At 43.8% G+C, this 18162-nt stretch carries 16 protein-coding genes; 9 read left to right on the top strand and 7 right to left on the bottom strand.

What is annotated here, in order from left to right:
- Positions 1-45 precede the first annotated feature (45 nt).
- Positions 46-1308 carry a hypothetical protein gene (locus NAF19_RS09370; RefSeq protein WP_252789782.1) on the top strand — a complete coding sequence of 421 codons (1263 nt, stop codon included), beginning with the start codon at positions 46-48 and terminating at the stop codon, positions 1306-1308.
- Positions 1309-1751: 443 nt separating this feature from the next.
- On the top strand, positions 1752-2045 hold the full coding sequence (locus NAF19_RS09365; RefSeq protein ID WP_252789781.1) for a putative quinol monooxygenase: 294 nt from the start codon (positions 1752-1754) through the stop codon (positions 2043-2045).
- Between the two features lie 529 nt (positions 2046-2574).
- Here the strand turns inward: NAF19_RS09365 and NAF19_RS09360 are convergent.
- Positions 2575-2985, bottom strand: a complete 411-nt coding sequence (locus tag NAF19_RS09360; RefSeq protein WP_252789780.1) for a YfbO family protein — start codon at positions 2983-2985, stop codon at positions 2575-2577.
- Positions 2986-3118: 133 nt separating this feature from the next.
- Here NAF19_RS09360 and NAF19_RS09355 point away from each other — a divergent pair, with 133 nt between their 5' ends.
- Both NAF19_RS09355 and NAF19_RS09350 read left to right on the top strand, forming a co-directional pair.
- Positions 3119-4966 carry a CocE/NonD family hydrolase gene (locus NAF19_RS09355; protein WP_252789779.1) on the top strand — a complete coding sequence of 616 codons (1848 nt, stop codon included), beginning with the start codon at positions 3119-3121 and terminating at the stop codon, positions 4964-4966.
- 146 nt (positions 4967-5112) lie between these two features.
- Entirely contained in the window at positions 5113-6993 is a 1881-nt protein-coding gene (locus NAF19_RS09350) for a CocE/NonD family hydrolase (RefSeq protein WP_252789778.1), read from the top strand.
- 67 nt (positions 6994-7060) lie between these two features.
- Here the strand turns inward: NAF19_RS09350 and NAF19_RS09345 are convergent, their stop codons facing one another.
- Complete coding sequence (locus NAF19_RS09345; RefSeq protein ID WP_252789777.1) at positions 7061-7735, bottom strand: SGNH/GDSL hydrolase family protein; 675 nt, start codon at positions 7733-7735, stop codon at positions 7061-7063.
- Positions 7736-7913: 178 nt separating this feature from the next.
- Here NAF19_RS09345 and NAF19_RS09340 point away from each other — a divergent pair, with 178 nt between their 5' ends.
- The gene (locus tag NAF19_RS09340; RefSeq protein ID WP_252789776.1) at positions 7914-8402 is read left to right on the top strand and encodes a hypothetical protein; all 489 of its coding nucleotides are present in this window, start codon (positions 7914-7916) and stop codon (positions 8400-8402) included.
- An 8-nt stretch (positions 8403-8410) separates the two neighbouring features.
- On the opposite strand, the gene NAF19_RS09335 is transcribed toward NAF19_RS09340, so the two are convergent.
- Complete coding sequence (locus NAF19_RS09335; RefSeq protein WP_252789775.1) at positions 8411-9172, bottom strand: MBL fold metallo-hydrolase; 762 nt, start codon at positions 9170-9172, stop codon at positions 8411-8413.
- Positions 9169-9441, bottom strand: coding sequence for a hypothetical protein (locus NAF19_RS09330; protein WP_252789774.1), 273 nt, complete (start codon positions 9439-9441; stop codon positions 9169-9171). Before NAF19_RS09330 ends, NAF19_RS09335 begins: the two co-directional genes overlap by 4 nt.
- A gap of 188 nt (positions 9442-9629) precedes the next feature.
- Here NAF19_RS09330 and NAF19_RS09325 point away from each other — a divergent pair, with 188 nt between their 5' ends.
- The 3 genes from NAF19_RS09325 to NAF19_RS09315 all read left to right on the top strand — a co-directional run bounded on the left by NAF19_RS09325 (position 9630) and on the right by NAF19_RS09315 (position 12602).
- A complete protein-coding gene (locus NAF19_RS09325) occupies positions 9630-10772 on the top strand; it encodes an acyltransferase family protein (RefSeq protein ID WP_252789773.1) in 1143 nt (380 codons plus the stop codon).
- Positions 10773-10972: 200 nt separating this feature from the next.
- Positions 10973-12037, top strand: a complete 1065-nt coding sequence (locus tag NAF19_RS09320; protein WP_252789772.1) for a polysaccharide deacetylase family protein — start codon at positions 10973-10975, stop codon at positions 12035-12037.
- A gap of 82 nt (positions 12038-12119) precedes the next feature.
- A complete protein-coding gene (locus NAF19_RS09315; RefSeq protein ID WP_252789771.1) occupies positions 12120-12602 on the top strand; it encodes a DUF4265 domain-containing protein in 483 nt (160 codons plus the stop codon).
- Positions 12603-12805: 203 nt separating this feature from the next.
- Here the strand turns inward: NAF19_RS09315 and lolA1 are convergent, their stop codons facing one another.
- Positions 12806-13486 carry an outer membrane lipoprotein periplasmic chaperone LolA1 gene (gene lolA1 / locus NAF19_RS09310; RefSeq protein WP_252789770.1) on the bottom strand — a complete coding sequence of 227 codons (681 nt, stop codon included), beginning with the start codon at positions 13484-13486 and terminating at the stop codon, positions 12806-12808.
- A 165-nt stretch (positions 13487-13651) separates the two neighbouring features.
- Positions 13652-16213: an FtsK/SpoIIIE family DNA translocase gene (locus NAF19_RS09305; RefSeq protein ID WP_252789769.1), complete on the bottom strand. Its 2562-nt coding sequence runs from the start codon at positions 16211-16213 to the stop codon at positions 13652-13654.
- Positions 16214-16389: 176 nt separating this feature from the next.
- Between NAF19_RS09305 and NAF19_RS09300 the strand changes: the two genes are divergently transcribed.
- Entirely contained in the window at positions 16390-17037 is a 648-nt protein-coding gene (locus tag NAF19_RS09300) for an ankyrin repeat domain-containing protein (RefSeq protein ID WP_252789768.1), read from the top strand.
- Positions 17038-17162: 125 nt separating this feature from the next.
- On the opposite strand, the gene bla is transcribed toward NAF19_RS09300, so the two are convergent.
- Complete coding sequence (bla, locus tag NAF19_RS09295) at positions 17163-18056, bottom strand: class A beta-lactamase, subclass A2 (protein ID WP_252789767.1); 894 nt, start codon at positions 18054-18056, stop codon at positions 17163-17165.
- Positions 18057-18162: the final 106 nt, after the last annotated feature.

The raw sequence follows: 18162 nt of genomic DNA, 5'->3' as shown, positions 1-18162 counted from the left end.
TCAAATAATCTTCACGGTTAAAAACTAAATTATTAGTTTTGATTTATGAGAAGATTTTCGGCCATTTATATCCTGCTGTTTGCCATCGGCGTTAATACTTTAATTGCTCAAACTCCAGCCCAAAACTCATCCGAAACAGCTGGGATAATAACCAGTAAAGAACCAGAGAATTACCTTGCCCCGATTAAAGCGCTCAGCAATATTAAAGCCGACGCTTCCGATTTTTTAGGTTTAAGCAATTGGCGGCAGGCCATGATGACTTATTACTCATACCTGGGCGACTACCAGCAAACGCTGGTTTACAGCGGCGCTGCATTTCATGACCGGGGTTTACCCACAGGAGCTGGTTACGATACCGCGTTTATTAAACGACATAAGTTTGTTGATGCGGCAGATTATTTAACCACGCACGCAACGCTGCACCAGGTTGTCATGATTAACGAGGCCCATCATCTCCCCTATCACCGTGCATTTGTGCTGCTGATGCTTAAAAAGTTTTACAATGCCGGTTACCGCTACCTGGCAATAGAAACGCTTGATGACACCTTAATAAACCAAAAGCAATATCCGGACTATACTACCGGCACTTATACAAGTGAACCCATTTTTGGCGAAATGATACGCGAGGCCCTGCGCCTGCATTTTAAGCTGGTTGCTTATGAATCCACGGAAAAATGCGACAACAAAAGCAAAGACCCAAACTATTGCAGCCGTTTCCGCGACTCGGTAATGGCCCGGAATTTAAACAAGATTTTTATTACCGAACCCAAGGCTAGGTTATTGGTTTATGCCGGCTACGACCATATACACGAAGGCAGCGAAAACAGCTGGAAAAAGATGGCGCAGTTTTTTACAGAGCTAACCGGCATTAATCCATTCACTATCGAAACTACCCGCCAGGTTGAGCATCTGGACCCGCAACGTAACCCAAAAGAATTTGCAGCGGTAAATAATCTAACTCATATAAACAGACCTGTTATTGCTCTAAACGATAGCGGCGCCTGGCATACGCAGTTTGTGGATGCAACGGTGATTTTTCCGCAGTACCTGGTAAAGGGCAAGCGACCAGTTTACAACAGTATCGGCGGCATGCGGAAGCTTTATAGCCTTGATAGTTTGCATTTAAAGCCAGGGCAATTTGTACAAGCCTTTTACGGCAACGAAAAGCCAGGCAAACGTATACCCGCAGACCAGTTTATTGTTGGTGATGATGAATATGTGCTTTACCTTTTTAAAGGACAATATAGCCTGGAGATAAAAGACGGTAACGGGGTTTTACTGGAAAAGAAAACGATTGAAATAAAGTAAACGATTGCAATAAGTGTAGGGGCGTATAAAACATCCATAGCCGTTAACCTAAGGAAATTATAGCTTCGCAAGCGGCTAAGGCCCCTCCTAAACGGCGAAGCCCTCATGTAAAAATCCTCCCCGGTAGGGAGGACTTAAAAAAAATTGAACGTGAGCGAAGCTAAAATCTCCCCTACCGGGGGAGATTTAGAGGGGGCAATAAGTCAGCACCGCTTAAGTTAACGGCTATGGTATTGCTTACGCCCTTGCCAAGTTTGCACTAAACTATTCACTTTTTCGCTGTGGGCGAATACAATTCGCCCTTACGGTTTGTATTATTTTATATTGCTGTTTTACTTCTTCGGCAACAAATAACAACATTCCTATTCTTTGTAAGGAATATTAAACGCCTGCGACAAACATCTGTTAACAGTTAAAAACCGTTTATTAAACAAAAACTATTTATGGAAAAGTTTGCATTATTAGCCCGGGTTGAAGCAAAACCGGGCAAAGAAACCCAGGTGATTGAATTTTTAAAAAGCGCCCTACCACTTGCGCAGGATGAACCCCAAACGGTGAGATGGTATGCTTTACAACTAGGGCCCTCAACGTTTGGCATATTCGACACCTTTGAAACTGAGGAAGGCAGGGATGCCCACCTTAACGGCCAGATTGCCGCAGCCCTGATGGCTAATGCATCGGAACTGTTATCAACAGCCCCGGTTATTGAAAAAGTAAACTTGTTGGCGATTAAGTAGGGCTTTGTACGAGGCCAATAATCTTGACTCAGAAGTCTTAAGTCGAGTTTTCGTCATTTTCGACTTAGGACTAAGGACTTTCGACTTGAGACTATTTAGCCTTATTAAGAATCTCCGGGCGGACAAGTCCTCCCGGAGATCTTGACAGCAGGTGATTATCACATGAGGCCCCGGACCAGGTCGACAGGGTGAAATTCCAAACTCAATATTATAGCTTAACGGAACAGGGTTTTTTGCCCGAAATCAGCTATCTAAAAAAAATTTAAAAAAACTGAAACTTTCAAAAAATTGTTACCGTATAAGTACACTCATTGAGCGCCCTGCTCATCAATAATTTATCAAATCAAAAAGACTCCTGGCGCGAGGCCGGGAGCCTTTTATTGGAACTAATATAAAAATTAATTTTTATATAGCCAATTACCGATAAGTTAACAGGGCTTGAGATTTTAGTTTAAATAGTTAATATGAAGGATGGAGTTTAGTAGCCGGCAAACAGATGTTTACCGGCTATTTTTTTGGAAGTACTATTTTAATCCCACCAGATTGAATATACTTTAATACCTGGGGCAATGTGCGAGATATTTGATGATCTATCGTACATTCTTCCTTCATATATTTCGTTCGGCCTTAATAATTTAAACATATTTTTTACATCATCCAAAGTATAGTCTCCGAAGAGGTAAATTGTATCACTGTAGAACCAGTCGGTGTCGTCGACATCAGTTATCCTGACAAAAACGCCTTCAGTTTTGTTAGTTTTTTCTATCTCTTTCAAGGTATCATAAAATTCCCGCAGCGAAGGTGGATCCGGATAAATGTTTACGCCTATTGATGCATCATCCTCATTCCCTTCAAAAAAGTCTTTGATACTTACAAATACATCTTTTTGAGGAAACCCGAGTTCCTTTATTTTTTCCAGGAGCATCGCTCGTTTATTCATATAACTAAATTAAGTAATAAATTTCTTTTCCAACCCAAAGGTTCTTCAATAAATCTAATCTTCACCAATTCCAATTTTCATTTTTCTCCGAAATAATCAGCATATTTACGTGCTGACCTGTTAACTGACCATCATGAAGAAACTATACGTTCTGCTATTTTTATTTTTGCCATTTGTTACCCTTGCCCAAAATGCCGATTCGGTTTGGTTTGTAAATAACTATATCAAAAAGGAAGTAAGCATCCCGATGCGCGACGGGGTAAAACTGTTTACTTCCATCTACCAGCCTAAATATCAATCCGAAAAGCATCCTATTTTAATTACACGCACCCCCTACTCCTGCGCTCCCTATGGCACGGCTTACCGTCAATACTGGCGCAGCTATATGATGCAGTATGTTAAGGAAGGCTATATTTTAGTTATCCAGGACATACGCGGCCGCTGGATGAGCGAAGGAAAATTTGAAGTAGTAAGGCCTTTCAATCCCAATAAAAAAACTAATAAAGATATTGACGAAGCGAGCGATACCTACGATAGTATCGACTGGATGGTAAAAAATATAGAAGACAACAACGGCAACGTTGGTGTAACAGGTATTTCATTCCCCGGTTTTTATGCTACCGAGGCTGCTTTGAGCGGACACCCTGCTTTGAAGGCAGTTAGTCCGCAAGCGCCGGTTACCGACAGGTTTTTTGGCGATGACGACCACCATAATGGTGTGTTATTTTTGATGGATGCGTTCGATTTCCATGTTGGATATGGCTTTAGTCAGCCGCGACCGGCTCCTACCACCAAACCGGCTAAAACTTTTGATATCAGCGGTGCAGATAATTACGCCTGGTATTTAAAAATGGGCGCCCTGCCGCATTTTACCAAAGTAACCGGCGACAGCCTGGAATTTTGGGACAATATGATGAAGCACCCCAACCTCGATGCCTGGTGGAAAGCACGTGATGCGCGCTCCGGCTTTAAAAATGTAAAACCGGCCATGCTGGTTGTCGGCGGTTTGTTCGACGCTGAAGACGGCTACGGTGCATGGAACACATACCAGGCGCTGCTTAAAAAAAGCCCCGAAACTACCAGCAAACTGGTGATGGGGCCATGGTATCATGGCCAATGGGCAAGTAAGGACGGCACCCGGCTGGGCAACGTCCGGTTTGACAGTAATACAGCGGAATGGTTTCAGAATAACATAGAAGTACCTTGGTTTAATTACTATCTGAAAGGTAAAGGTTCACTGGACGAAATAAGCAAGGCGACCATTTTTTTCTCCGGAGAAAACAAATGGCGGAAATTTAAAGAATGGCCACCCCAGGACGTTACGCCAACCCCTATCTACCTGGAAGAAAATGGCAAATTATCGTTTACCAAATCGGCAAAGGGGCAGTCGTTTGACACCTACATCAGCGACCCGGCTAAACCGGTGCCTTATGCCGACCAAATACATTTTAACCGCACCCGCGAGTATATGACGGATGACCAGCGCTTTGCTGCCCGCCGTACCGATGTGCTTACGTTTAGCACCGATACGCTGAAAGAAGATATTACCCTTGCTGGTCCGCTTGTGGCCGACCTATTAGTTAGCATATCAAATACAGATGCCGATTTTGTGGTAAAGCTGATAGATGTATTGCCCGAAAAAACACCGCGTAACCCTGTTACACGCTACCCTATGGGTGGCTACCAGATGCTGGTGCGCGGCGATATTATGCGTGGTCGTTACCGTAACAGCTTTGAAAAGCCGGAAGCATTTGTGCCCGGCAAACCAACACAGGTGAAATTCACACTGCCTGATGTTGCACATACCTTTAAAAAAGGCCACCGCATTATGGTGCAGGTACAAAGCAGCTGGTTCCCGCTTGCCGACCGTAACCCGCAACAGTTTGTAGATATTTACCAGGCAAAAGACTCGGATTTTGTGAAAGAGACCATTAATATTTATCATGATGAATCGAAGCTGGTGTTGCCGGTTTTGAAGTAAAATACATGTCATTGCGAGCGAGGAACGAGCGCGGCAACCGCGAACTTTACAGGGCGGCCATGCATAGTACGCGGTTGCTTCTTACCTCGCAATGACAAAAAATTGAGACGCTCGATATAAAAATGTCAATCTAAATAATAGCAACAATGAAAAAACATTACGTCCTGTTAGCCCTGCTTATTCCTGCAATCAGCTTCGCTCAAAATGCCGATTCGGTTTGGTTTGTAAATAATTACACCAAAAAAGAGGTGAGCATCCCCATGCGCGATGGTGTAAAGCTGTTTATATCGGCCTACTTGCCCAAGGATAATACAGAAAAGCATCCGATACTGATGGAGCGTACTCCCTACTCCTGTGCGCCGTATGGTAAAGACAAGTACCGCCCGTTTTGGGTTAACCACCTGGTAGAATACTGTAAAAAGGGCTATATAATGGTAATTGCCGATGTGCGTGGCCGCTGGATGAGCGAAGGTCATTTTATGGACGTACGGCCCTATAACTTTAACAAGAAAACTAACAAGGATATCGATGAAGCCAGTGATACCTACGATACGATCGACTGGATGGTGAAAAACCTGGAGAACAATAATGGTAATGTGGGCGTATTCGGTATTTCGTATCCCGGATTTTATTCAACCATGGCATCATTGAGCGGGCACCCGGCTTTGAAAGCTGTCAGCCCGGAAGCACCGGTTACCGATTGGTTTGTGGGCGACGATTTTCACCACAACGGGGCATTTTTCCAGATGGATGCTTTTGCATTTTATTCGGGTTCTGGCTTTGGTGCACCTCACCCTAAACCAACTACCGTTGCCGCAAAAACTTTCGACTATCCTGATTTCGACAATTACTCTTTTTACCTTAAAACCGGAGCAATATCAAGTTTGACTAAACTAACCGGCGATAGCCTTGAGTTTTGGAACCAGATTATGGCGCACCCCAATCGGGATGATTTTTGGATGTCAAGGAATGCACGTGTCGGCATAAAAAATGTAAAGCCAGCCATGCTGGTTGTGGGTGGTATTTTTGATGCCGAAGATTGTTTTGGCGCCTGGAACACTTACCAGGCTATCGATAAGCAAAGTCCGCAAACAAATAACCGCCTGTTGATGGGCCCATGGTACCACGAACAATGGAGAAATAATGATGGCACGCATTTGGGCAATGTGCAATGGGACAGTAACACCAGCAAATACTACGCTGATAATATAGAGATACCGTTTTTTGAATATTACCTGCGCGGGAAAGGCACGGTCGAAAGTATCAGCAAAGCCACAGTATTTTTCACCGGCGAAAATAAATGGCACCATTTAAAGCAATGGCCGCCCGTTGACGCCACGCCGACTAACCTGTACCTGGAGCAAAAAGGCAAACTATCTTTTGATGCTATCAGCACTTTTGCGCCCGCATTCGACAGCTATGTAAGCGACCCGTCCAAACCTGTTCCTTACACCGAAGACGTGCATTTTAACCGCAGCCGCAATTACATGACAGACGACCAGCGTTTCGCTGCCCGTCGCCCTGATGTGCTGGTTTACGAAACACCTTTGCTGGATAAAGATATTACCCTCGGCGGTCCCGTTGTAGCCGACCTGTTGGTTAGCATCAGCAACACCGACGCCGATTTTGTGGTAAAATTGATTGATGTTTTCCCCGACAACGCGGGCCACGATGACGTTGATATTTATGCTGAAACCGATGCGCCTAACCGCGTACCAATGGGTGGCTACCAGATGCTTGTGCGCGCCGAAATAATGCGCGGCAGGTACCGCAACAGCTATTCAGCACCCGAAACATTTGTACCTAACAAACCCACACAGGTAAAATATACGTTGCCCGATGTTGCCCACACCTTTAAAAAGGGACATCGCATTATGGTTCAGGTACAAAGCAGCTGGTTCCCGCTGGTTGACCGTAACCCGCAGCAGTTTATCGATATTTACCATGCAAAAGACGAGGATTTTGTAAAGGAAACTATTAACATCTATCAAAATCAGTCGAAGATAATTTTGCCGGTGGTGAAATAAGGGTTGGAGATTAGAGATTAGAAAATCGGCTTTAAGTCTTACTAATCTCTAATCGACCAATCTCTAATTACTTTAAAGCTTCTGCAATAGCTTTTTGCGCCAATGGCTCCATCGCTTTATACCCTTCAAGGGTTGGGTGTATACCATCTTTAGCCAAATTTACAGGCAGCCCCTTTTCGCTGTCGACCATTTTTGAATAGTAGTCGAGGTAAACGATATGGTTTTTATTTGAATATGCCCTTAGCATGGCATTAAGCTGTATTACCTTTTCGGTTGGAGTTATTGCAGGGCGCCAGGGTAGTTTGTTGGCCGGCAGGACCGACGATATCACTACCTTAATATTGTTAGCCTTTGCAAGTTCAGCCATCGAAACTATGTTGCCAAAAACATCCTCCAGTTTTTCAGGGCCGTTATTTTGGGCGATATCGTTTATACCGGCAAGTATCACTACAACCTTGGGCTTAAGATTTATTACATCCTGCCGAAAGCGTACCAGCATTTGGCCGGTAGTTTGTCCGCTTATACCACGGTCGATATAATTATTGCCGGCAAAAAAGGTAGAGTCATTATTCACCCAGAAGTCGGTAATTGAATCGCCCATATAAACGGCGGTGATTTTACCAGCAACGGCAGGTTGCAATTTATGGTTAGCATCGTCGTAATGGCCGATATTAGGCCAGTCTTGCGCCCGGGCGCCAATTGCAAAAGTCATCAATAAGGCAAAAAAGAGTGTTTTGTTCATGTAAATTGGTTATTTTAATTTAAATGTAAAGTTTAAACGCAAATAAAGAAACTTTTAGCATATGCGGAATAGAATGCGCAATTTGTAAAAAAATATATTTTTCAATTAAACCATTGGCAGGCGAGCTGGTCATACAATCTTTTTAACCCGGCTTTAAAGTATAATTAAATGTAGAGTTATGGCATCTACCTATGCAAAACACACCTGTATTATACTTTTTGCCAAAACTGCTTTTTTGTTTGTTATTATTGCTTCAATGCAGGGATGCAAAGGCAACAAACTGACATACAACAGCAATTGCGATGAAGGCATAGCGTTTAAAAAGGTAAGGTTTAATGAGTTGGTAACCCATATTAAAGCTTACGACCAGCAGTACATTGAGGTTTCTGGTACCTACATGGAATCAAAAGAACAATCGGCGTTGTATAACGACAGTTTGTTTACCGACCACTCAAACAAGCATGCCTTATGGATAAATTTTAGCCAGGATTGTCCGCTATACCTTAAAGGAACCCGTACAGGTTTATTTGAACCCACCAACGGCGAATTTGTATTGGTAAATAACAAAAAGATAAAGATCCGCGGCAAAGTAGATTTGCATAATACCGGGCACCTTGGGCAATATTGCGCTGCTATTGACAGGATTAGTCTCGTTGAATTTAAATAAATCCGATTTTATATTTCGAGCTGTAAGCCATCGTAAGCCAGTTCAATACCACGCGGAAGTTCCCTGGTTATATCAATGTGCCTGCCCAGCCTATGACTGATGTGGGTAAAGTAGGTAGTTTCGGCCCCCATTTCCCCGGCGAATGCTATGGCCTCGTCAAATGTAAAATGTGAGATGTGTTCCTGTCTTTGTAATGCATTTACAACTAGGATACGGCTTCCCTTTATCTTTTCTTTTTCTGCACCAGAAACGGTTTTTGCATCGGTGATGTATGTAAAATCCTTCAGTCTGAACCCCAATACCGGCAGCTTATAGTGTAAAACTTCAATCGGTATAAAGTGCACGTGGCCAATATCAAATGGCTCGGCGCCTATGGTATGCAGGTTTAGCTGCGGGATGCCCGGATATTTAAATTCCTCGAAAATATAATAGAACTCGCGTTTAAGCGCTGCCTGTACCCGTGCATCGGCATACACATCAACAGGGCCCTGCTGGCGGTAATTGTAAGCGCGGATATCGTCAAGCCCGGCTATGTGGTCTTTGTGCTCGTGAGTGAACACAATGGCATCCAGCCGCTGCACATTGGCACGCAGCATTTGCTGCCTGAAATCGGGCCCTGAATCAACAACAATAACCTTTCCTTTATCCTCAATTAAAATAGAGGTACGCAGGCGGTTATCCCGCGCATCGTCCGAGGTGCAAACCTCGCAGTTGCAGGCTATTACAGGTACACCCTGCGAAGTTCCGGTTCCTAAAAAAGTTATCTTCACAGTTCCAGTGTTGTTTGTTTAAGCTGCTGGTGAAAAGCTATTTGCTTATCGTCCAGTAAATTATAGTCCATTTCAAGGTCACGCGCCAGCTCGCTTATGGCCAGTATCTTGCTTTCCAATCCCGAAAATTTGTTTACTACCACTACTTTACTGTTTAACAACAGGCATGCCCCGGTTTTAAAGTTACCCTTCTCGTAACGTACCCGGTAACCTGCCGTGCGCAGCAGTAATTCCAGTTTCTCGAGCGTGTGGTTTGTTATGGTAAGCATGGAATTCAAAAGTAGGAAAAAGTCCGGACGTCCGGAAGTCGGTATAGCCCGAATAACAAAAGAAAAGCCGGAATCGTATCAGGCGATTGCAACAAAAAAAATCTTTCCTGACTTTACCGACTTTTCCGACTTTCGGACTATATTGTACCTCGATAATCCTGATACAACTTAACCTCCTTTATTGAACAATGGACCAAAACCCGAATAGGTTTCTTTCGCTTGATGTATTTCGCGGAATGACAATCTGCTTTATGATTATTGTAAACACGCCCGGCAGCGGTGCTACAGCATTCGCCCCGCTTGAACATGCCGCCTGGTTTGGCTTTACCCCTACCGACCTTGTATTTCCATCGTTTTTGTTTGCGGTGGGCAACGCCATGAGCTTTGCCATGAAAAAATTTGCCGGTCAAAGCAACTCAGCTGTGGTGTGGAAAATCATCAAACGCACCGCATTGATATTTTTATTCGGGTATTTAATGTCGTGGTTCCCTTTCTTTTTACATGACAAAGCCGGCTGGCATTTTGCTTTATCACCTATCAGCCATACCCGCATTTTGGGCGTGCTGCAGCGCATAGCCCTATGTTATATGTTTGCTTCGTTGATGGTGCATTTCATCAAATCAGTAAAAGTTATTGTAATTATCAGCGTTTTGCTTTTGTTTGGCTACTGGTTCCTGCTCCTTATTTTTGGCGATCATGCGCAGCCTTATGGCATGTTAACAAATGCCGGCACCTATCTTGATAAATTCCTGTTAGGCGACGATCACCTTTACCACGGCGAGGGCGTAGCCTTCGACCCTGAAGGCTTTTTAAGCACCTTGCCGTCAATTGTAAACGTTATCTGCGGCTATTTTGCCGGCCGTTATATCCAGGAAAAAGGCAAACGATACGAAACCATATCGAAGCTGATGCTTTGGGGTGCGTTGTTTATCTTCATCGCCCTTTGCTGGAACATGACCTTCCCTATCTCTAAAAAATTATGGTCGAGCCCATTCACCTTGCTAACTGTCGGTCTGGATTTGATGATCATATCGGCCCTTATTTACATTGTCGAAATACGCGAATGGAACAAAGGCAACTGGACGGCATTTTTTACCACTGTGGGTAAAAACCCATTGCCGGTTTATCTATTTTCGGAACTGTTTGTGGTTTGTTTGTTTATGATTCAAATAACCCCAAAAAGCAATTTTTACGGGTGGATTAACGATGTAGTATTCCAGGTTGTCGCACCCGGGGCCATTGGGTCGCTGCTATTTGCCATTTGCTATATGCTGGTTTGCTGGTGCTTCGGCAAGATATTGGATAAGAATAAGATTTATTTGAGGGTGTGAGTTGGTGAATGGTGAGTGGAGAATGGTTGATTAGTTTGAAATCTGTAAAATTTGTCATTGCGAGCGAAGTACGAGCGCGGCAACCGCACGCTTGCATAATCTTCGTACAAAGACGATACCATTCATTTCGCTCTGTAAAGTTCGCGGTTGCCGCGCTGCACTCGCAATGACATAGTTTTAATTGTTACACTATTATAGCCATGAAAAAAATTATAGTATCGTTATTACTCGTCGTGCTGGCTATTGCCCATACCTACGCCCAGCAAACAAAAACCTATGCCGAAAAGCTTGGTTGGCCCAAAGGTGCCCGGGTGCTAATATTACATGTAGATGATGCAGGTATGTCGCACGACTCGAACGAAGGCGCCGAGATGGCTGGCCAGGGTGTGGCTACCTCAACCAGCATTATGATACCCTGCCCCTGGGTGTCTGACTTTAAAAAGTATCTCGACAAAAACCCAAATACCGATGCAGGCCTTCACCTTACGCTAACATCCGAATGGAATAACTACCGCTGGGGGCCATTGGCCGGCAAACAGGCGGTGCCTGGCCTGGTTGATAAAGAGGGCTGCTTTCCAGCTGCAGTTGTTGGTGTTTATTTTAGCGCAAAACCGGATGAGATTGATAAAGAAATACGCGCCCAGCTTGACCGCGCCGTAAGTATGGGCATTAAACCCACCCACCTCGACTCGCACATGGGGACGCTATTCGCCAAGGACTCTTTTTTGGAGAAATATTTGAAACTGGGCATCGAGAAACAAATCCCCGTGATGTTTCCGGGCGGCGATGATACTTTTTTCCGCTCTGAAGCAAAAGCCGCCGCCATAGCCGACTTAAAAAAACAAGGCAAATATGTTGAAGGGATGACTATTCCTGATTCCACCCCGCTGGTTAAAGCAAAAGAGACCGGGGCCATGCTTTGGAAAAATGGCCTGCCTGTATTGGACGATCTGCATAACTCCAGCTATGATTGGGTAATGCCCGATATTGACAACAAAACCGATAAGGAAATACAAAAATTTTACACCGACCATTATATCGAAAGCATAGGCAGGCTTAGCCCAGGATTAACAATGGTTATAATGCACTGCACCAATCCATCCGAATCGTTCAAGAACATCTGCAACGAAAGCAAAAAGCGCAAAGGCGACCTGATGGCTATGATGGACCCGCGCCTGCGCAAGTTTTTGAAAGATAATGGCTTTATTTTAACCACCTGGCGGGAAGTGATGGAGCGAAGGGTTAAGGCCGGAAATGTGGAGTAATCAGAACCGGGATTAAGCGGATTAATGGATTCACGCGATTCTGTTCAGTTATTAATAGATTTAAGCTTTTATTTTTATCACAATGTCTAACGAAAATTCAGTAAAAATCCTGTTCAGCTTTTACAGCGATATTTTGGACGAACATACCAACGAAACAATGTGGGCTGAAATGGTTGACAAAGAAAAAGGGCTTTATAAAATTGACAACATTCCTTTTTATGTACCTGTATTGGCTTCCGGGGATATTGTACTGGCTGAATTTGATAACGCTTCAGGCATGCTTACCTATGTTGAAACAATTGAATATTCGGGTAATTCAATCGTCCACATTATTATTATGGATGATGAATTGGAAATAATTACATTGATCAAACTGTTCGAAGAACTTGGTTGCCCATCAGAAGGTTTAAACGATAAATATCTTGCCGTCGAAATCCCCTCTGATATTGACTATCTGCCAATTAAAAACAAGCTCTCAATAATGGAAGACGACGAAGTAATAAGCTATGCAGAGAGCTGCCTGTCTGAAAACCATCAATATAAAGACATGGACTTCACAATCTGACCATATAAACAAAATGAAAACCCTGCTTTACCAGTTTATCAAACAACATTTACTGGGGGTGGTAACTACAGTAAATGCTGCAAAAAAAACCGAAGCCTGGTATTAATCTTCGGGCAGATTTTACAACTTCCAAAAAGTTGCAAAATCTAACCTCGCCAACGCAAAAAACTAATCTCTAATCTCCAGCCTCTAATCACTAACCTCTACCGCAAATCAACAACCTCAACACCCTTATGCGCTTTAACATCAAAGGTAAACATGGCATCGGCAACTGCCGGATTGGGTACAAAACTTTTTAAAGTATAAGTATACCTGTTACCGTTTTTATCAAATATCAGGGCGCTATAAATTTGACTTTTAGCCTTGTCAATCTCCAGCCTCACTTTAAAAAAGCCTTTTTTATCGTCTTCCGGGGTAAGGTCAATTTCCTGGTAAATATTACCTCCTATCTTTTTTAGACCTGTGTACAGGTATTTGTAGCCGTGTTCGTAAATAGTAAATATTTTGGCCGGATTTAGCCCTTCGCCGCTGTTATCAACGTTATTTACCTGTACCTCGTTATCCTTTTTAAGATAGGTCCACTGGGTTTTGCCATCGCTGATAATTTCCTGCTGAGCAACATTTTTTGTCGCCGCATCTGTACCGTAGAGGCTCACTTTAAACTTATTCAATTTTGATTTTGCTGTAAGTGTCCCTGTTTGGGTTTCTTTTACGCCAGCCTGCTGGTTATCAAGAGTAAACACAAAATCGGTTTTAACCACGTCGTACATTTTGTATTTGGCGCTTACCTTGCTTAAAATGGCTTTGGCGTCTGCGTCTTTTTGGGCCGATGCGTAACCGGCGGTCAGTACTGTTAGTATCGAAAATATAAGTAGTTTTTTCATTTTTCTTCCGGATCGGATCCGTATAGTATTAGAGCGTATTTTTAAAAAATTGTTTCAACGATTATCAAATCGTACATAATTAAGAATAAAAATTAAGATAAAGGTTTAATTGTTGTTTTCCACATCGCAGGGTCCTTTTCAAGAGACCCTTCGGGGACGATAAGTTTAATTGCCGCCTTTTTGCAGCGTTTCCAGGTGGCGTTCGAGGCTGTATTCATCAGGATATAATACATCCCTGGCCTTGCTGCCTTCAAACGGCCCCACTATGCCGGCGGCTTCCAGTTGATCGATGATCCTGCCGGCACGGTTGTAACCCAGCTTCATTTTGCGTTGAATTAACGATGTAGATCCTTGCTGGTGCAGCACTATCAGGCGGGCTGCATCTTCAAACATCGGGTCGCGGTTATCCGGGTCAAAGTCTTTAGGACTGCTTGTCTCGCCTTCGCCAACATACTCAGGCAGCAACATTGCCGATGGATAGCCACGCTGGTTACCGATAAAATCTGATATCCGCTCTACTTCATGTGTATCTACAAAAGCGCATTGCAAACGTATCAGGTCGCTGCCGGTCGATAGCAGCATATCCCCGCGACCAATCAACTGGTCGGCGCCGCCGCTATCCAATATGGTGCGCGAATCAATTTTCGACAATACCCTGAATGCCAGCCTCGACGGGAAGTTGGCCTTAATGGTACCCGTAATAATATTTACCGACGGCCTTTGTGTGGCAATTACCAGGTGTATACCCACAGCACGGGCCAACTGTGCAATACGGGCTATCGGTACCTCAACTTCCTTGCCTGCAGTCATCATCAAATCGGCAAACTCATCAATTACCAGCACAATAAAGGGCAGGTAACGGTGTTTTTCGGGGTCGCTTATTTTACGGTGTACAAACTTTTCGTTGTATTCTTTTAAGTTACGTACCTGCGCGTCCTTCAACAAATCATAGCGCTGGTCCATCTCGATACAAAGGGAGTTAAGCGTATTAACCACCTTTTTTGTGTCGGTAATAATCGCATCGGCCTCATCAGGCAGTTTGGCCAAAAAGTGCCGCTCGATTTTTCGGAACAAAGTTAACTCCACCTTTTTAGGGTCGACCAATACAAACTTTAATTCAGAAGGGTGTTTTTTATACAGCAGCGAAACCAATATGGCATTGATGCCAACCGATTTACCCTGCCCGGTGGCACCTGCAACCAGCAAGTGGGGCATCTTGGCCAAATCGGCAATAAATACTTCATTGCTGATGGTTTTACCAAGCGCAATCGGCAAATCCATCGTTGTATTCTGGTACTTTTCGGTAGATAAAACCGACCGCATGGAAACCATTTCAGGGTGCTGATTGGGCACTTCGATACCTATAGTGCCTTTACCCGGCATCGGCGCAATAATACGGATACCCAAAGCGGCGAGGCTCAAGGCAATATCATCCTCCAGGTTTTTTATTTTAGAGATTCGCACACCCGGTGCAGGGATAATTTCATATAAGGTAACTGTCGGGCCAATGGTAGCTTTTATCTTATCAATCTCGATATTATAATGATTCAGCGTTTCAACAATTTTGTTTTTGTTGGCCTCCAACTCGTCGGAGTTTACACTTATTTTATTTGAGCCATAGTTCTCCAGCAAATCAAGCGGCGGATATTTGTACGATGCAAGGTCGAGTTTATGGTCATAAATACCGAACTGGTCGAGCAGGCTTTTGGCCTTTTCATCATCCGCTGTTTCAATGTTTAAAACAGGGGTTGGCCTTTCCACCCCAACCGTAAGCGGGATATCGCTTTCTGTAACATCCCGGCTCATCTCAGGGTCGGGAGTTAGTATTAACGGCTCATGAAAAACCGGGTTTTGTACAAATTCCTGTTGTTTAAGCGTCTCGGGGTTAACTGTTTTTTCAGCATTTTCCTTTATCCTGTTTGCGCGGCCAGGCCATTCTTTAGGAATCGAAATTTCTTCTTCTTCCAGTTCAATCGGCTCCGGTACAATGTCGCCGACAGGCGCTGTCTCTACCGTTTTTGGCTCGCGTTTAGGTATTTTAAAGTCGATGTTGTACGCTATGATCAATACTGTTAAAGCAAGGAAAACAAGTATACCTCCAGTCCCGGTTTGGCCTATTTGAGCATCGAGCAGTTGATTAGTATAGAAACCAAACCCTCCCTCGGCATAGTGTGGAGCATTACTTAAAAATGCGTGAAAAAAACCTATGGTAACCGAAATAAATATTAAAGCGAAAAAGCCATAGGCCAGCGTTTTGCTTAGCGGCAACAGGCGCACCTTAAAAACCATGCGGTAGCCGGCTATAAAGAATATAAATACAAAAACAAACGATGCCAGCCCGAACCACTCGTATATAAACTGGTTTGACACCAATGCGCCTAGTTTACCGGCCCAGTTTTCAACTACCGGGCTTTTTACATGGTTTTCCATCAGCTCTTGTGTGGTGCGGAACAGGTTATGCCAGCCGCCGTTGGTGGGCGATACGTAGCTTTGGTCTTCCTGCCAGGTAAAAAGGTAGGATGTAAACGCCACCAAAAAATATACTGATAACAGCAGTAGAAATAACCCGGAAATTTTTATTAACTTGCTGTTCAGCAGGTCGCGCGAGTAGGGATTTCCCACTCTTTGTTTGATAGGCCGCTCCTTCTCAGCCTTTGATGCTGGCTGGCGTGGCTGATTCTCTGGCTTGAAACTATTTGATTTAAATTGATTTCCTTTTACCGGCATTCTGATATACCCCTGATATAGTGCAAATATAAAGTTAATAGATTAAACAACTTATTTACGTTGATTTTTTAATTTTTTAGTAATATTGGAAGGTGTTAGGAAATAAACGCTAAATTGGGTTAAAAAATTCTCCGACTAATTACATTTACCTTGGTATCGCAAGAAAAATATAGAGAATGGGTGTTGAGAAACTGGAACAATACATAACTAATGCCGACCTGGACAATCTTGATGCTTTGCTGCGCGAAAACCCCGCGCTGGCAAAAACCCGAACCAGTCACCAGGTTTCGCCGTTGATGCTATCCTGCTATTACAAAAAGCCGGAAGTAACCGACATTATTTTAAAATATCTTGATGAAATAAACCTGTTCGAAGCATCTGCCGCAGGCCGGTTTGATGTGGTTGCTAACCTGGTCTACGCCCACCCAGATGCCATAAATTTTTATGCCGAAGATGGCTTTACCCCACTTGGCCTGGCCTGCTATTTTGGGCACGCCGAAATTGCGCAATACCTGGTATTAAAAGGCGCCGATGTAAATATGCCGTCGAATAATGGTTTCCGGGTATATCCGCTGCATTCTGCCGCCGCCGGCAATTATACCCAAATTGCCCGCATGCTAATTGAAAATAACGCGCTTATTAACGTAAAGCAGCAAGCCGGTGCCACTGCCCTCCACTCGGCAGCACAAAATGGCAATATCGATTTGCTGATATTATTGCTGGAACATGGAGCTGATGTTACTGCCCGTATGGAAGGCGGCAAGCTGGCCGCCGATTTGGCAAGGGAAAAGGGGTTTGTTGAGATAGCTGAGGCTTTGGATTAAATTTTTTCTCCCGTAGAGACGCAATACTTGCGTCTCCCCCATGCAAATCAAATTAACAAGAATCCGGGTTCATTTTGTGTTATTGGTCCGAGACGCAAGTATTGCGTCTCTACGAAAATTGACATCTATTTCCCATAAAAATCAACCGCAGCTTTTGCAATCTTTGCGATTGTGCCCTCCCTTGTCGCCTCATCATCTGTTGAATTGCATACAAATACCGAAATAGCCAGGTGCTTACCGTTCGGCAGCGTGATTATGCCAACATCGTTGGTGGCCGGCGACAAACCTGCATCATTTGTTGGTGACGTACCGGTTTTATGAGCTACCGGCATTGTTGCAGGCAACAGTCCCTTCAATCGTTTTGGGCCGGTACTGGTTTCGAGCATTATTTTATATAGAAAATCAGTACTGCTTTTCGAAACGATGTCATCTTTGTAAAATCTATCCAGCAAAATGGTCATTTCAACAGGCTTACACCAATTGGTATATTGCAGCTCCCATGACGAAGCCATATCGGCCTCGGTTGCCCTTACAGCAATTCCCCTTATACCCAACCGGAGCATATAGTCCTGCACGGTTTTGGGGCCATCAATTTTTTTCAGCAGCATATCGCAGGCTATGTTGTCACTTTGCGATACCATGTAACCCAGCAAATCGGCAATGGTAACGTCAACATCGCCATCCGGAAATTTGTCGCGCAACGGGCTGTGGGTATTTTTCACCATGTCCCGCTTTTTAAAATGGATTTTCTGATCGAACTTCAACACGCCCGAATCAACCAAATGCAACACGGTTAACGCAATCGGGAACTTCATTACGCTGTGGAGCACCAAACGGGCGCCGCCATTAACGGAAAGTGTGTCGCGGCTTTCCAGGCCCATCAGCGATACCCCAACTATGCCTTTTATAGGTTTAGTGATCTCTTTTATTTGCTGGCGAAGGTCGCCTTGCTGCGCCTTCAGGTATACCGGAATTAAAAAAATCAGTGTTAAAGTAACTGAGTATATAAACTTTTTCATACTTAAAATAGCGTCAATATGTAAGCGCCAGGAACCAAGATTAAGAAAAAATTATATAAAATAGAAAGATATTTTTTCTCTTGATTCTTGCTGTTTTGATTCTTGA

The organism is Mucilaginibacter flavidus (genome assembly GCF_024055575.1).
Taxonomy (GTDB): domain Bacteria; phylum Bacteroidota; class Bacteroidia; order Sphingobacteriales; family Sphingobacteriaceae; genus Mucilaginibacter; species Mucilaginibacter flavidus.
This window is presented reverse-complemented; position numbering and strand designations above follow the sequence as displayed.

Coding starts and splice junctions, on each gene's coding strand:
- NAF19_RS09370 (WP_252789782.1), top strand. CDS start 46: ATGAGAAGATTTTCGGCCATTTATATCCTGCTGTTTGCCATCGGCGTT.
- NAF19_RS09365 (WP_252789781.1), top strand. CDS start 1,752: ATGGAAAAGTTTGCATTATTAGCCCGGGTTGAAGCAAAACCGGGCAAA.
- NAF19_RS09360 (WP_252789780.1), bottom strand. CDS start 2,985: ATGAATAAACGAGCGATGCTCCTGGAAAAAATAAAGGAACTCGGGTTT.
- NAF19_RS09355 (WP_252789779.1), top strand. CDS start 3,119: ATGAAGAAACTATACGTTCTGCTATTTTTATTTTTGCCATTTGTTACC.
- NAF19_RS09350 (WP_252789778.1), top strand. CDS start 5,113: ATGAAAAAACATTACGTCCTGTTAGCCCTGCTTATTCCTGCAATCAGC.
- NAF19_RS09345 (WP_252789777.1), bottom strand. CDS start 7,735: ATGAACAAAACACTCTTTTTTGCCTTATTGATGACTTTTGCAATTGGC.
- NAF19_RS09340 (WP_252789776.1), top strand. CDS start 7,914: ATGGCATCTACCTATGCAAAACACACCTGTATTATACTTTTTGCCAAA.
- NAF19_RS09330 (WP_252789774.1), bottom strand. CDS start 9,441: ATGCTTACCATAACAAACCACACGCTCGAGAAACTGGAATTACTGCTG.
- NAF19_RS09325 (WP_252789773.1), top strand. CDS start 9,630: ATGGACCAAAACCCGAATAGGTTTCTTTCGCTTGATGTATTTCGCGGA.
- NAF19_RS09320 (WP_252789772.1), top strand. CDS start 10,973: ATGAAAAAAATTATAGTATCGTTATTACTCGTCGTGCTGGCTATTGCC.
- NAF19_RS09315 (WP_252789771.1), top strand. CDS start 12,120: ATGTCTAACGAAAATTCAGTAAAAATCCTGTTCAGCTTTTACAGCGAT.
- lolA1 (WP_252789770.1), bottom strand. CDS start 13,486: ATGAAAAAACTACTTATATTTTCGATACTAACAGTACTGACCGCCGGT.
- NAF19_RS09305 (WP_252789769.1), bottom strand. CDS start 16,213: ATGCCGGTAAAAGGAAATCAATTTAAATCAAATAGTTTCAAGCCAGAG.
- NAF19_RS09300 (WP_252789768.1), top strand. CDS start 16,390: ATGGGTGTTGAGAAACTGGAACAATACATAACTAATGCCGACCTGGAC.
- bla (WP_252789767.1), bottom strand. CDS start 18,056: ATGAAAAAGTTTATATACTCAGTTACTTTAACACTGATTTTTTTAATT.